A 13,404-nucleotide genomic window follows, 5' to 3' on the forward strand; every position below is an offset into this window, starting at 1 on the left:
AACGGAAACGGACAAGCCGCCCGTACGCCGTCTTCCCGAGGCCCGACTTTCGGTCAAGGGGCTCCTACTGAAATAGTTCCCCCCGATGTTCGACATCCCTAGACTCCCTGTGCTGGGGATAAACCGGGGGACAACACAGTGGGGCATGGAGTGCCGGAACTAGTACTGGAATTGAACGGACGGACCTGGACGCTCGACGCGTCCAGGCCCTACACCCTCGGACGGGATCCGCAGGGTGACATCGTGCTCGACGACGCCAGGGTGTCCTGGCGGCACGCCACGATCAGCTGGGGCGGCCGCAGTTGGGTCATCGAGGACCACGGCAGCACCAACGGCACATTCGTGCAGGGGCAGCGGATCCATCAGCTGGAGATCGGCCCCGGCTCGGCCGTGAACCTCGGCAACGCGACCGACGGACCACGGCTGAGCCTCTCGGGCGCCGCCGCGCAGCAGGCGCAGCCCCAGCAGCAGCCGTACGCCGCCCAGGGGGCGCCCGCGGCCGGCTGGGCGCAGCAGGCGCCGCAGCAGCAGCCCCAGGCGCCGGAGCAGGGCTGGCAGCAGTCGCAGCAGGGCGGGAACATCCCGCAGCAGCAGGGTCCCGGTGGGGGCGCGGGGGCGCCGCCGGTCTACGGAGACCGCAGCCCGACCACGTTCCACCAGCTGTCCCTCGGCCGTGTGATGCGGATCGGCCGTGCGCTGGAGAACGAGCTGGTCGTGTCCGACCTGCAGGTCTCACGCAACCACGCCGAGTTCCACGCGACGCCCGACGGGCGCTACGAGATCCGCGACCTCGGCTCGCACAACGGCACGTACGTCAACGGTATGCCGATCGCCAAGAGCGGCTCCGCGCTGCTCGGCCCGAACGACATCGTCGGCGTCGGCCACTCGACGTTCCGCCTGGTGGGCGACCGCCTCGAGGAGTTTGTCGACACCGGTGAGGTCTCCTTCTCGGCCCGCCACCTGACCGTCACGGTCGACGGCGGCAAGCAGATCCTCAAGGACGTCTCCTTCGGTGTCCCGGAGAAGTCGCTCATCGCGGTCATCGGCCCCTCAGGCTCCGGCAAGTCGACCCTCCTGAAGGCGCTCACGGGCTACCGCCCCGCCAACGAGGGCGACGTCCTCTACGACAACCGAAACCTGTACAAGCAGTTCGCCGAGCTGCGCCAGCGCATCGGTCTGGTCCCGCAGGACGACATCCTGCACAAGGAACTGACCGTCAAGAAGGCCCTCAAGTACGCGGCCAAGCTGCGCTTCCCCGCGGACACCACGGAGGCCGAGCGCTCGGCCCGCATCGACGAGGTGCTGCGCGAGCTCAAGCTGGACATCCACAAGGAGAAGAAGGTCACCTCCCTCTCCGGTGGCCAGCGCAAGCGCGTGTCGGTGGCCCTCGAACTGCTCACCAAGCCGTCGCTGATCTTCCTGGACGAGCCGACCTCCGGCCTCGACCCGGGCATGGACCGCGACGTCATGCAGCTGCTGCGCGGCCTGGCCGACGACGGCCGTACCGTCCTCGTCGTCACGCACTCCGTGGCGGAGCTGGCCATCTGCGACAAACTTCTGGTCATGGCGCCCGGCGGCGCGGTGGCCTATTTCGGCCCGCCCGAGGAGGCACTGAACTTCTTCGGCTACGACACCTGGGCCGATGTCTTCTCCGCCTTCGAGAACTACCGCGACTACGACTGGGCGGGCCGCTGGAAGGGCTCGCAGCACTACCAGATGTACGCCGCGGACATCGACGCGGTCGCCGCGCAGTCCGTGGACATGCCGCCGGCGCAGGTGATGCGGCAGCAGAAGCCGCAGGGCTGGCTGTCCCAGCTGACCACGCTGATCCGGCGCTATGTGTCGGTCATCGTGTCGGACAAGGGCTTCCTGGCCCTGACGGTGATCCTGCCGCTTGTGCTCGGCTCGGTCAGCCTGCTCATCGACGCGGGCGACGACCTGCTGCCGCGCACCGCCGCGAACGGCCGGAACATCGGCAACGCCACGGCCCAGACGGTCCTGCTGATCCTCGCGGTCGGTGCCTGCTTCGCGGGTGCGGCCAACTCCGTCCGTGAGCTGATCAAGGAACGGGTCATCTACGAACGGGAACGGGCGACGGGCCTGTCCCGTTCCGCCTACCTGATGTCGAAGGTGATCGTCCTCGGCTTCATCACGGTGCTCCAGGGCGCGTTCGTCGGTGTCATCGGCTTCTCCACCCGCGAGATCCCCAAGGAGGGTCTCGTCCTGGGCAACCTGACGCTGCTGGAGCTCTGCCTGCCGATCATGGCGCTCGGCTTCACCTCGATGATGTTCGGCCTGATCATCTCCGCCCTGGTGAAGACCGCCGAGAAGACCATGCCGCTGCTGGTGATGTTCGCGATCATCCAGGTCGTGTTCACCGGGTGCCTGTTCCCGCTGAACGGCGCGATCGGCATCAACGAGTTCTCGTACCTGATGCCCTCGCGCTGGGCGGTCGGCGCCGCGGGCACCACGCTCGACTTCAACGTGCTCAGCCCGAACAAGGACGACCCGGGCAAGACGGACCCGCTCTGGGACCACGAGATCGCGGCCTGGGGCATGGACATGGCCGCCCTGCTCGTGATCGCCGTGATCTGCGGCATCCTCGTGGCGCGCTTCCTGCGCCGCCACGAGCCCGAGGTCATGCGCAAGTAGCACCCTGACCGTGGGAAACGGCCCGGACCCGAGTGGGCAGGGCCCGAGCGGTCAGGGCCGCGCGAAGGGCGGCACCCCGGTGGGGTGCCGCCCTTTCGGCGTACGGGTCAGAGGTCCCCGGACTCAGTACGCGCTGTCGACGTTGTCGATCGAGCCGTACCGGTCCGCCGCGTAGTTGGCGGCGGCGGTGATGTTGGCGACCGGGTTGTACTGGCTCTTGACCGTGCCGGCGACGTGGTACGCGTCGAAGGTCGGCTTGATGACCTGGAGCAGGCCGATGGACGGGACGCCGTTGATGGCGTTGATGTCCCAGCCGTTGATCGCGTTCGGGTTACCGGAGGACTCCCGGATGATGTTGCGGTGCAGGCCCTCGTAGGTGCCCGGTATGTTGTGCTTCTTCATGATGTCCAACGACTGGCGGATCCAGCCGTCGAGGTTGTTCGTGTAGGTCTTCGCGGCGGTCGGCTTGATCGCGGCGCGCTGGGAGGAGCGGCTCGCGGCCTCCTTCGCCTTGCGGGCGTCCTCCGCCTTCTTCGCCGCCGCGGCGGCGTCCGCGGTCTTCTTCTTCGAGGCCGCGGCCTGGGCCTCGGCGAGCTGGCCGCTGAGACCGACGGTCTTGACCTTGAGGTGCTCCGAGGAGAGCGCGGCCGGAGCGGCGGAGGCCGACTCGGTGCTGGTCTCTGTGTCGGCCGGGGCGAGGGAGAACGCGAGGGCGGCGGCGCCGAGGGTGGCGACACCGGCGAACGAGAGCTTACGGGCCTTGGTCAGCGTGCGGCTATGACCAGGAGTGGTGTGCTGCTTGGGCATGGCTGAGGGACCTCTTCGAAGTAGCGGAGGCCGCTCTGGTCCGGCGGGGACAAAAGGTTTCCGGAACTAACACCGCGGGTAAGCACCAGCGATGTCGAGCGACGGCAGCCATTGTTAGCGGCCAGAATTTTCGCTGGCAAAGGTGTGACGTACGACCCGAGGTAGTGGACCCCCACAGGGCAAAACGGGACAGACCACTACGTCCTTCCCGCTCAAGACGAGTCCGTTTATCTCCTATGTCCGTTCGTACGTGATGTGTGCCCTATGTGCGGGCTCACATCGGCCACCCTCCGAACTCACCCGCAGTTGCTGAAGCAACCCTCTGTGTGAGGGGCTCCGCGCCTTCAGGACGCGGGGTCGCGGAAGCTGTCCTCGACGGTCGTGGACACGACCTGCCGCTGGACCTAGGTCCAGCGGCCCAGGCAGGCCCCCCACCGGTCCGATACGCGCTGTCACACCCCGCCGGTACCGTGAGGACATGAGTCAGGGACCCCGTGCGGGCCTGCTCGCGGTGAGCACCGCGCTGCTGGCCATGAGCAGGCATCTCGAGGTGCGCGACGTCCTCAAGACGATCGTCGCCTCGGCCCGCGAGCTGCTCGACGCGCAGTACGCGGCGCTGGGGGTCCCCGACGACCACGGAGGCTTCGCCCAGTTCGTCGTCGACGGCGTCAGCGACGACCAGTGGAAGGCCATCGGCCCGCTCCCGCGCCAGCACGGCATCCTCGCCGCGATGCTGCACGAGGCCCGCCCGCAGCGCCTCGCCGACGTGCGGAAGGACCCGCGCTTCGAGGGCTGGCCCGCCGCCCACCCCGACATGTCGGACTTCCTGGGCCTGCCCGTCCGGGACGGCGACGAGGTCCTGGGCGCCCTCTTCCTCGCCAACAAGAACTGTGCCAAGCCGGAAGGCACCTGCGGCTTCACCGAGGAAGACGAGGACCTCCTCGGGATCCTCGCCCAGCACGCCGCGATCGCCCTCACGAACGCCCGCCTGTACGAGCGCAGCCGCGAGCTCACCATCGCCGAGGAGCGCTCCCGCCTCGCCCACGAGCTGCACGACGCCGTCAGCCAGAAGCTGTTCTCCCTGCGCCTCACCGCCCAGGCCGCGGCGGCCCTGGTGGACCGCGACCCCGGCCGGGCCAAGGGCGAGCTCCAGCAGGTGGCCGCCCTCGCGGCCGAGGCCGCCGAGGAACTGCGCGCCGCCGTCGTCGAGCTGCGTCCCGCCGCTCTCGACGAGGACGGCCTGGTCGCCACCCTGCGCACCCAGATACAGGTCCTCGACCGGGCCCACTCCGCGCGCGTGACCTTCGACAGCCACGGGGTCCGCGCACTGCCCGCCGCACAGGAGGAAGCCATGCTGCGGGTCGCCCAGGAGGCACTGCACAACGCGCTGCGGCACTCGGGCGCGGCCCGCGTCGACGTCACCCTGGCCAGACGCGGCCCTGGAGCGGTCCTGCGGGTCGGCGACGACGGCGGTGGCTTCGAGCCCGGCATGACCCGTCGTGCGGGCCGCCACCTGGGCCTGGTGTCCATGCGCGACCGGACGAACGGCGTCGGCGGGACGCTCACGGTGCAGTCGGCGCCCGGAAAGGGCACCATGATCGAGATGGAGGTCCCTGGTGGCTGACGCAATCAAGGTGCTGCTCGTCGACGACCACCAGGTGGTCCGCCGGGGACTGCGCACCTTCCTCGAGGTGCAGGACGACATCGAGGTCGTGGGGGAGGCGTCCGACGGCGCCGAGGGAGTCGCGCGCGCCGAGGAGCTGAAGCCCGACGTCGTCCTCATGGACGTGAAGATGCCGGGCATGGACGGCGTGGAGGCGCTGCGCAGGCTCCGGGAACTCGACAACCCCGCGCGCGTGCTCATCGTCACCAGCTTCACCGAGCAGCGCACGGTGATCCCGGCCCTGCGCGCGGGCGCCGCGGGTTACGTCTACAAGGACGTGGATCCCGACGCCCTCGCCGGAGCGATCCGCTCGGTCCACGCCGGGCACATCCTGCTCCAGCCCGAGGTGGCCGGCGCGCTGCTGTCCCAGGAGGAGACCCACTACGGCCAGGGGAGAGGTGGCTCGCTCACCGAGCGGGAGCGCGAGGTGCTCGGCCTGATCGCCGACGGCCGCTCCAACCGGGAGATAGCCCGCGCCCTCGTCCTGTCCGAGAAGACCGTCAAGACGCATGTCTCGAACATTCTGATGAAACTGGACCTCTCCGACCGCACCCAGGCCGCGCTGTGGGCCGTGCGGCACGGCGTGGCGGGCTGACGGCCCTGCCGGTGACCTGCTGATCCGCGGAAACGGCGGGTCTCCGGGACGGCGAGGCGGAGCACCTCGCTCCGGAATGAGATTCATACCGTCGTGGGAATGTCCCCCGAATGGCGCATCCTTCCGGGCCCGGAGGCGTTCTCCAGTGCGTGCTGCGGCGCTTTGCCGCAGTGGTTCACAAGGAGAGGGCTCAGAAGTGAAGAACCTGAAGAAGGCCGCAGCCGTCACGATGGTGGCCGGTGGCCTCGTTGCCGCCGGCGCCGGTTTCGCCTCCGCCACCGACGGCGGCGCGCACGCCGGCGGCAAGGCCGTGGGCTCTCCGGGTGTCGTCTCGGGCAACCTCGTCCAGGTCCCGGTCGCCATCCCGGTGAACGTGGTCGGCAACACCGTGAACGTCATCGGCGTCCTGAACCCGGCGTTCGGCAACCACGGCCTCAACCGCTGACGTATTCAGCCGACGTGTTCGACCGCTGACGTACGTCCCGGGTCGAAGTGACCACCGGCCTTCCAGGTCCGCCTGGGAGGCCGGTCCGGTTGTCGGTTCGTCACATCACTGGACCGAACGGGCTGACCCTGCCCGTCCGCCGTGCCGTCCCGGCCCCTCGGGCGTTGCTCAAGCTACGGCCCGCGGCAGGGCCGGATACGCAATCGCAGGAGGAACGTTTTTCATGAACATCGCCAAGAAGGCCGCTCTGGCCATCACCGTCGCCGGTATCGCAGCGGGCGCCTCGGCCGGTGCCGCTGCCGCCGACTCGGGTGCCCAGGGTGCTGCCGTCAAGTCCCCGGGCGTCGCCTCGGGCAACGCGGTCCAGGTCCCGGTCCACGTCCCCGTCAACGTCGTCGGAGACAGCATCAACGTGATCGGGCTCCTGAACCCGGCGTTCGGCAACACGGGCGTCAACGGCTGACGCCACGTCCGGCCGGCGGGCCCCGCGGACCACACGGTCCGCGGGGCCCTCGCCTTTTCGGCAGCAGGCGGAACCGGACCGGACACGGCCGGACCCGGAACAGGACCCGCACCGGGACGGGCCTCCGCCGCGCCCTTCTGCCGCCGTTCCGCCGAGCCCCGCCGGTTCCTCAGCGAACCCCGCGCTCCCGCTCCTCCACGAACGCGTTGTACGCCGCCACCTGAGCCCGCCGGGCCGTACGCTCGACCGGTCGCAGCGCCTCGGAGCGCGCGGCCATCTCCGAAGCGCTCACCGCCCCGCCGTGCCCGTTGCCGTACGCCACGAAGACGAGCAGACCCACCCGCCGGGACAGCGCCAGTACCCGCACCGCCCGCGGCGGATAGCCGGGAGCGAGCGCCTCGCCGTCCCGCTCGGCCCGCGCCCGGTACGCGTCGATCGCCGCCTCGGCCGCCGGACCCGAACCCGCCACATCGAGCCGCGACAGCACGTCGGTCGCGTCACGCAGCGCCTCCGCGAGCTCCCGCTCCGCCTCACCGAGGGACGGCACGTCGGCGGGCGGCGCCTCGCGCACGGCCAGACAGTGCCAGACGACCTCCACATGCACATCGCCCTCCGGCCCGGCCTCGTACACCTCGGGTACGAGGCCGAGGGCGACCCCGTGGCAGACCACCGCCTCCTCGGCCTCCAGGGCGCGCGCGTTGAACTCCGGCGGCCCGCTCAGCCCGAGCGGATGGCCGGGGGCGGGCAGCGCGACCCGCAGGCCGGTCACCCCGAGCGCGCGCAGCCGCCCCAGCGCGAGTGAGAGTCCGACGGGCGCCGTCTCACCGGGCAGCCCCTCGACCCGGTGCACGGCGTCCTCGCCGACGATGGCGACGACCGCGTCGTCCGGCGAGACAAATCCGGCCAACAGGGCGTTTCCCCATGCTGCCAGCCGTCCTGAACGTGGTTCCGAAAGCATGACTCCCACCTTAGGGACAGGCTTAAGGCACGGCCGATGGATTGGACGGGTCGGCCGGTGGCGTAGGTTTTCCCTGGGGGCTGCGTCCACAGACGTCAGCGACGGCCGAGACTGCAATGGGAGACAGCGCGCTCATGAGCGATGTTCTGGAGCTTGAGGACGTATCCGTGGTCCGAGAGGGCCGGGCTCTGGTGGACCAGGTCTCCTGGTCGGTCAAGGAGGGCGAGCGCTGGGTCATCCTCGGCCCCAACGGCGCCGGGAAGACGACCCTTCTCAACCTCGCCTCCAGCTACCTGTTCCCCAGCCACGGCACCGCCACCATCCTCGGCGAGACCCTCGGCAAGGTCGACGTCTTCGAGCTGCGCCCGCGCATCGGCGTGGCCGGCATCGCGATGGCCGAGAAGCTCCCCAAGCGCCAGACCGTCCTGCAGACGGTGCTGACCGCCGCGTACGGCATGACGGCGGGCTGGAACGAGGACTACGAGGACATCGACGAACAGCGCGCCCGCGCGTTCCTCGACCGCCTCGGCATGACCGAGTTCGTGGACCGCAGGTTCGGCACGCTCTCCGAGGGCGAGCGCAAGCGGACCCTCATCGCCCGCGCGCTGATGACCGACCCCGAGCTGCTGCTCCTCGACGAGCCCGCCGCGGGCCTGGACCTCGGCGGCCGCGAGGACCTGGTGCGCCGCCTCGGCCGCCTCGCGCGCGACCCGATCGCCCCCTCCATGATCATGGTCACGCACCATGTGGAGGAGATCGCCCCGGGATTCACCCACGTCCTGATGATCCGCCAGGGCAAGGTGCTCGCGGCAGGTCCCCTCGAACTCGAACTCACCTCACGCAACCTGTCGTTGTGCTTCGGGCTCCCGCTCGTCGTCGCCCAGGCCGGTGACCGCTGGACCGCACAGGGCCTGCCCCTCTCCTGACAACCGGAAACACCCGCCCCAACCGGATCGGCGCCCTGTCGGGGACGGGACCTGCGGACCTACCATGACCACGTGGACGACATCGACGCATGGGTGTGGTGGCTGATCGGCGCGGCCGGGCTGGGAATCCCGTTGGTCGTGACCGCGATGCCGGAATTCGGAATGCTCGCCGTCGGCGCCGTGGCGGGCGCCGTGACCGCGGGGCTCGGGGGCGGTGTGGTCCTCCAGGTCGTGGTCTTCGCCGTCGTCTCGGTCGCGCTCATCGCGGTCGTACGCCCCGTCGCGACCCGGCACCGCGCCCAACGGCCCCAACTGGCCACAGGCATCGACGCGTTGAGGGGCAGACAAGCCGTCGTCCTGGAGCGGGTGGACGGTTCGGGCGGCCGGATCAAACTGGCCGGCGAGATCTGGTCCGCACGCTCCCTCGACACCAGCCGCGCCTACGACGTGGGGCAAGAGGTGGACGTGGTGGAGATCGAAGGGGCCACCGCGATCATTGTGTGACCCACGGAGGACCTCGCGGCAGCCGTCGCGGCGTCCACTGAACGGAACGTCCCACGGGGCGAGTTGTGGTCTGACACACTCGTCCAGCAAGATCTTCGACAGACACAGGATCTTCCGGAAACACCGAGGCGGAGAAGGGTACGGGGAGCCACGATGGAACCGATCATCATCGTCCTGATCATTCTGGTGGTGTTGGTCTTCATCGCGTTGATCAAGACCATCCAAGTCATCCCCCAGGCCAGCGCTGCCATCGTCGAGCGCTTCGGCCGCTACACACGGACCCTCAACGCGGGTCTGAACATCGTCGTCCCGTTCATAGACTCGATCCGCAACCGCATCGACCTCCGTGAACAGGTCGTGCCGTTCCCGCCCCAGCCGGTGATCACCCAGGACAACCTGGTCGTGAACATCGACACCGTCATCTACTACCAGGTGACCGACGCCCGCGCCGCCACCTACGAGGTCGCCAGCTACATCCAGGCGATCGAGCAGCTCACCGTCACCACGCTCCGCAACATCATCGGTGGCATGGACCTGGAACGGACCCTGACCTCCCGCGAGGAGATCAACGCGGCCCTGCGCGGTGTCCTCGACGAGGCCACCGGCAAGTGGGGCATCCGCGTCAACCGTGTCGAGCTCAAGGCGATCGAGCCGCCCACCTCCATCCAGGACTCGATGGAGAAGCAGATGCGCGCCGACCGCGACAAGCGCGCGGCGATCCTCACGGCCGAAGGCATCCGGCAGTCCCAGATCCTCACCGCCGAGGGCGAGAAGCAGTCCGCGATCCTCCGGGCCGAAGGTGAGGCCAGGGCGGCCGCCCTGCGCGCCGAGGGTGAGGCCCAGGCGATCCGTACGGTCTTCGAGTCGATCCACGCCGGTGACGCGGACCAGAAGCTCCTCGCCTACCAGTACCTCCAGATGCTCCCGAAGATCGCCGAGGGCGACGCGAACAAGCTCTGGATCGTGCCCAGCGAGATCGGCGACGCGCTCAAGGGCCTGAGCGGCGCCATGGGCAACTTCGGCCCGATGGGCGGAATGGGCGGAGGCGGCAACCAGCAGGGCAACGCGCCCACGGAACGCCGAGAGAACCCTCCGGTGACGGACTGACCCCCAGGGGCTCCCCTCCAAGGAGGCGAGCCCCTGCCGTCTTCTAGGGGCGCGGGGCTGTGCCGACGTGCGGCTCCGCCGCGTGGGCGCGACCAGCTACAACGCACTTGCACCCGACGCCCCACCCCCCCCCGGTGGATCGTCACGCCGGCTGGGCAAGCCACTCCGGCAAAGCCTCAAGATCGTCCCGCCCCAGCGCCAGCAACATCGCATCGGCCGGCGTGGGCTCGAACGGCCGCCGCAACAACGGCATCCCCGCCTGGTCAGGCGTACGCGCGGCCTTGCGGTGATTGTCCTCCGCGCACGACGCCACCGTGTTCAACCACGAGTCCCGCCCACCCTGCGCCCGCGGCACGACATGGTCCACCGTGGTCGCCCGCCGCCCGCAGTACGCGCACTTGTGCCGGTCACGCACCAGCACACCCCGCCTCGACCACGGCGCTTGTCTTCGGAACGGCACCCGTACATAACGGCAGAGCCTGATCACCCGAGGCGCGGGTATGTCCAGCGCGGCTCCGCGCATGCGCAGTTCGGGGTGGGCCTGCTCGACGACTGCCTTGTCCTGCAGCACCAGAACGACGGCACGGTTCAACGTCACCGTCGACAGCGGCTCGAAGCTCGCATTCAGCACCAGCGTGTCACGCATCCAGCCCACCTCCCATGTGCACCGGCCCACCACCTGGCGGGCTTGGATCAACTCTGGCCGGGCACGCCGAGATGGACAACGCAATAAAAATGCCCGTCTCTGATCAATTCCATGACCAGAGACGGGCAAACGTTCAGTGAACGGTCAGCTCTCCGCGGGAGCCGCGTACTCGGCGACGAACTGCGCCCTCGCCAGCGTGTGGAACCGGAGGTTGAAGCCCACGAAAGCCGGTGAGGCATCCGAGTCCGGACCGAGTTTCTCCTGGTCCACCGCGTACACCGTGAACACGTACCGGTGTGCCGGATCACCCGCCGGAGGCGCGGCGCCCCCGAAGTCCTTCGACCCGTAGTCGTTGCGCGCCTGGACGGCACCCGCGGGCAGGCCCTCGAACTTCCCCGTACCCGCGCCCGTCGGCAGTTCCGTCACCGAGACAGGAATGTCGAACACGACCCAGTGCCAGAAGCCGCTCCCCGTGGGGGCGTCCGGGTCGAAGCACGTCACGGCGAAACTCTTCGTCTCCGCCGGGAAACCCTCCCAGCGCACCTGCGGCGAGGTGTTCCCGGCCGCGTGGACCTGAGCGTCCTTCAGCGTCCCACCCGCCTCGACGTCCTCGCTCGTGACCGTGAACGACGGCACGACGGGATGGAAGTCATGGGGAAGGGGCGGCCTCTTGGACTCCGTCACCTCGGTACCTCCTGATCGGTTCCTGCTCCGTGGAAACTTGTGAGCCGAGCCTAGAACCAGTTGCGGCGGCTACCCACCTCGGACAGCCACTGGTTGAGGTACGCCGCCCAGTCGGTCCCCTGGAAGTCGCCCAGACCGACCTGGAAGGAGCGGAAGGAGTCGCTTCCCTCGCTGAACAGACCCGGCTTCTTGTCCATCTCCAGGATGACGTCCATCTCGCGGTCGTCCGCGACGAAGGTCAGCTCGACCTGGTTGAGACCGCGGTACTGCTGCGGCGGGTGGAACTCGATCTCCTGGTAGAACGGCAGCTTCTGCCGCGTACCCCGGATGTGACCGCGCTCGAGGTCCGCGCTCTTGAAGCGGAAGCCCAGCTGGATGAAGGCGTCGAGGAGAGCCTGCTGCGCCGGCAGCGGGTGCACGTTGATCGGGTCCAGGTCACCGGAGTCCACCGCGCGCGCGATCGCCAGCTCCGTGGTCACGCCGACGTTCATACCGCGCAGCGACTGACCGTCGATGCTCGTGATCGGCGTCTCCCACGGGATCTCCAGCCCGAACGGCACCGAGTGCACCCCGCCCGCCTGCAGTTCGAAGGCACCGCCGAGCTGGAGCTTCGTGAACTCGATGTTCTGCTTGTGCTCCTGGTCGTCGGGGCCCTCGACCTCGACCCTGGCCTGCAGCCCGACCGCCAGTCCCTCGATCGCCTGGTTCACGGATCCGCCCTGGATCCGCACCTCACCCTGGACGACACCGCCGGGAACGACGTTGACCTCGGTCAGCTCCGTCTCGACCGAAGCCCCACCGGCCCCCAGGCTCGCAAGCAGCCGCTTGAACCCCATGTCATTTCCTCCTCGGGCAACGCCCAGTTGATGTTCCGTACGGATCGGATCCTTGATCCATACATACGCGATCCAGCCGCGTCCGGTTCCGCGTCCTCACCCTGGCAAAGCAGGACGCTCCCTGACCACCCCGCGCGCGGTCACACACCTGCACTACGCTCGTAAGCCATGATCGCGGCCCCTGACCGTACGCCCCTCACACGGGACTTCTTCGACCGACCTGTACTGGAGGTCGCCCCCGACCTCCTGGGGCGCGTCCTCGTACGCAGCACCCCGGACGGTCCGATCGAACTGCGCCTCACGGAGGTGGAGGCCTACGACGGCCCGAACGACCCCGCCTCGCACGCCTATCGCGGCCGCACGCCCCGCAACGCCGTGATGTTCGGTCCGCCCGGGTACGTGTACGTCTACTTCACGTACGGCATGTGGCACTGCATGAACCTGGTCTGCGGTCCGGAGGGCAGGGCGAGCGGGGTCCTGCTGCGCGCGGGGGAGATCACCGAAGGGGTCGAAGTCGCTCGCAAACGTCGACTTTCGGCCCGACACGACAGAGAACTGGCCAAAGGACCGGCCCGCCTGGCCACGGCCCTGGGGGTGGACAGGTCCCTGGACGGTACGGACGCTTGCGCCATCGAGGATTCACCGCTGAGCCTCCTGCGCGGCACCCCCGCGACCTCCGACCAGGTACTCAGCGGTCCGCGCACGGGAGTGGCCGGCGACGGGAGCGTCCACCCGTGGCGCTTCTGGATCACCGACGACCCGACCGTGAGCCCTTATCGGGCCCACACCCCCCGCCGCCGCCGAACTTGACTCGCACCTGGGCGATACGTAACGTAGCCCGAGCCGCTTGAACCGGGTACTGCGTTCAGTCAGCAGCCGGAAGTGGCCAACCCACTACCTACGACTTCCTCTCAGCGAGGGTCTATTCAGCATGTCCGCATGCCTGAATTGGAACTCGCGGAACTCGATTATGAGTTGCTGAGGGAATCGGCTAACGTAGTGAATGTCGAAAGGCCGCGAGGCCAAAAGGCAAAACCCCTCGACTGGGAATCACGGCCCGAAACGGTCTGATAGAGTCGGAAACGCAGGACAGCAAGACAAGCACAACACAGTAGAAC

The 13,404-nt window shown here is 68.8% G+C and carries 14 protein-coding genes; 9 read left to right on the plus strand and 5 right to left on the minus strand.

Annotation, left to right across the window (positions count from 1 at the left end):
- Positions 1-150: 150 nt before the first annotated feature.
- Positions 151-2,652, plus strand: coding sequence for an FHA domain-containing protein (locus ACLVWQ_RS38790; protein ID WP_414114014.1), 2,502 nt, complete (start codon positions 151-153; stop codon positions 2,650-2,652).
- Between the two features lie 123 nt (positions 2,653-2,775).
- Here the strand turns inward: ACLVWQ_RS38790 and ACLVWQ_RS38795 are convergent, their stop codons facing one another.
- Positions 2,776-3,459, minus strand: coding sequence for a transglycosylase SLT domain-containing protein (locus ACLVWQ_RS38795; RefSeq protein WP_414114015.1), 684 nt, complete (start codon positions 3,457-3,459; stop codon positions 2,776-2,778).
- A 478-nt stretch (positions 3,460-3,937) separates the two neighbouring features.
- Between ACLVWQ_RS38795 and ACLVWQ_RS38800 the strand changes: the two genes are divergently transcribed.
- From ACLVWQ_RS38800 to ACLVWQ_RS38815, 4 genes are all read left to right on the plus strand, one after another.
- On the plus strand, positions 3,938-5,083 hold the full coding sequence (locus tag ACLVWQ_RS38800) for a GAF domain-containing sensor histidine kinase (RefSeq protein ID WP_414114016.1): 1,146 nt from the start codon (positions 3,938-3,940) through the stop codon (positions 5,081-5,083).
- Positions 5,076-5,717, plus strand: coding sequence for a response regulator (locus ACLVWQ_RS38805; protein ID WP_414114017.1), 642 nt, complete (start codon positions 5,076-5,078; stop codon positions 5,715-5,717). The genes ACLVWQ_RS38800 and ACLVWQ_RS38805 overlap by 8 nt, the downstream gene beginning before the upstream one ends.
- A gap of 196 nt (positions 5,718-5,913) precedes the next feature.
- The gene (gene chpE / locus ACLVWQ_RS38810; RefSeq protein ID WP_414114018.1) at positions 5,914-6,162 is read left to right on the plus strand and encodes a chaplin ChpE; all 249 of its coding nucleotides are present in this window, start codon (positions 5,914-5,916) and stop codon (positions 6,160-6,162) included.
- Positions 6,163-6,385: 223 nt separating this feature from the next.
- Positions 6,386-6,625, plus strand: coding sequence for a chaplin family protein (locus ACLVWQ_RS38815; RefSeq protein WP_414114019.1), 240 nt, complete (start codon positions 6,386-6,388; stop codon positions 6,623-6,625).
- Between the two features lie 169 nt (positions 6,626-6,794).
- On the opposite strand, the gene ACLVWQ_RS38820 is transcribed toward ACLVWQ_RS38815, so the two are convergent.
- A complete protein-coding gene (locus tag ACLVWQ_RS38820; protein ID WP_414114020.1) occupies positions 6,795-7,583 on the minus strand; it encodes a hypothetical protein in 789 nt (262 codons plus the stop codon).
- A gap of 134 nt (positions 7,584-7,717) precedes the next feature.
- On the opposite strand from ACLVWQ_RS38820, the gene ACLVWQ_RS38825 reads away from it, so the two are divergent.
- The 3 genes from ACLVWQ_RS38825 (at position 7,718) to ACLVWQ_RS38835 (ending at position 10,120) form a co-directional block, all read left to right on the plus strand.
- Positions 7,718-8,509 carry an ABC transporter ATP-binding protein gene (locus ACLVWQ_RS38825; RefSeq protein ID WP_414114021.1) on the plus strand — a complete coding sequence of 264 codons (792 nt, stop codon included), beginning with the start codon at positions 7,718-7,720 and terminating at the stop codon, positions 8,507-8,509.
- Between the two features lie 72 nt (positions 8,510-8,581).
- Entirely contained in the window at positions 8,582-9,013 is a 432-nt protein-coding gene (locus ACLVWQ_RS38830) for an NfeD family protein (protein ID WP_414114022.1), read from the plus strand.
- A 153-nt stretch (positions 9,014-9,166) separates the two neighbouring features.
- The gene (locus ACLVWQ_RS38835) at positions 9,167-10,120 is read left to right on the plus strand and encodes an SPFH domain-containing protein (protein ID WP_414114023.1); all 954 of its coding nucleotides are present in this window, start codon (positions 9,167-9,169) and stop codon (positions 10,118-10,120) included.
- A 142-nt stretch (positions 10,121-10,262) separates the two neighbouring features.
- Here ACLVWQ_RS38835 and ACLVWQ_RS38840 read toward each other — a convergent pair whose 3' ends face one another.
- The 3 genes from ACLVWQ_RS38840 to ACLVWQ_RS38850 form a co-directional block, all read right to left on the minus strand.
- A complete protein-coding gene (locus ACLVWQ_RS38840; protein WP_414114024.1) occupies positions 10,263-10,766 on the minus strand; it encodes an HNH endonuclease in 504 nt (167 codons plus the stop codon).
- A 144-nt stretch (positions 10,767-10,910) separates the two neighbouring features.
- The gene (locus ACLVWQ_RS38845) at positions 10,911-11,450 is read right to left on the minus strand and encodes a YbhB/YbcL family Raf kinase inhibitor-like protein (RefSeq protein ID WP_414114025.1); all 540 of its coding nucleotides are present in this window, start codon (positions 11,448-11,450) and stop codon (positions 10,911-10,913) included.
- A gap of 50 nt (positions 11,451-11,500) precedes the next feature.
- A complete protein-coding gene (locus ACLVWQ_RS38850) occupies positions 11,501-12,286 on the minus strand; it encodes a sporulation protein (protein ID WP_414114026.1) in 786 nt (261 codons plus the stop codon).
- Positions 12,287-12,454: 168 nt separating this feature from the next.
- On the opposite strand from ACLVWQ_RS38850, the gene ACLVWQ_RS38855 reads away from it, so the two are divergent.
- The gene (locus ACLVWQ_RS38855; protein ID WP_414114027.1) at positions 12,455-13,096 is read left to right on the plus strand and encodes a DNA-3-methyladenine glycosylase; all 642 of its coding nucleotides are present in this window, start codon (positions 12,455-12,457) and stop codon (positions 13,094-13,096) included.
- The last annotated feature ends 308 nt before the right edge of the window (positions 13,097-13,404 follow it).

The organism is Streptomyces sp. CWNU-52B (genome assembly GCF_047444975.1).
Lineage (GTDB): Bacteria > Actinomycetota > Actinomycetes > Streptomycetales > Streptomycetaceae > Streptomyces.

Bases quoted from the DNA above. Each gene is read 5' to 3' on its own strand.
- ACLVWQ_RS38795 (WP_414114015.1), bottom strand. From the start codon at position 3,459: ATGCCCAAGCAGCACACCACTCCTGGTCATAGCCGCACGCTGACCAAG.
- ACLVWQ_RS38800 (WP_414114016.1), top strand. From the start codon at position 3,938: ATGAGTCAGGGACCCCGTGCGGGCCTGCTCGCGGTGAGCACCGCGCTG.
- ACLVWQ_RS38815 (WP_414114019.1), top strand. From the start codon at position 6,386: ATGAACATCGCCAAGAAGGCCGCTCTGGCCATCACCGTCGCCGGTATC.
- ACLVWQ_RS38820 (WP_414114020.1), bottom strand. From the start codon at position 7,583: ATGCTTTCGGAACCACGTTCAGGACGGCTGGCAGCATGGGGAAACGCC.
- ACLVWQ_RS38825 (WP_414114021.1), top strand. From the start codon at position 7,718: ATGAGCGATGTTCTGGAGCTTGAGGACGTATCCGTGGTCCGAGAGGGC.
- ACLVWQ_RS38835 (WP_414114023.1), top strand. From the start codon at position 9,167: ATGGAACCGATCATCATCGTCCTGATCATTCTGGTGGTGTTGGTCTTC.
- ACLVWQ_RS38840 (WP_414114024.1), bottom strand. From the start codon at position 10,766: ATGCGTGACACGCTGGTGCTGAATGCGAGCTTCGAGCCGCTGTCGACG.
- ACLVWQ_RS38850 (WP_414114026.1), bottom strand. From the start codon at position 12,286: ATGGGGTTCAAGCGGCTGCTTGCGAGCCTGGGGGCCGGTGGGGCTTCG.
- ACLVWQ_RS38855 (WP_414114027.1), top strand. From the start codon at position 12,455: ATGATCGCGGCCCCTGACCGTACGCCCCTCACACGGGACTTCTTCGAC.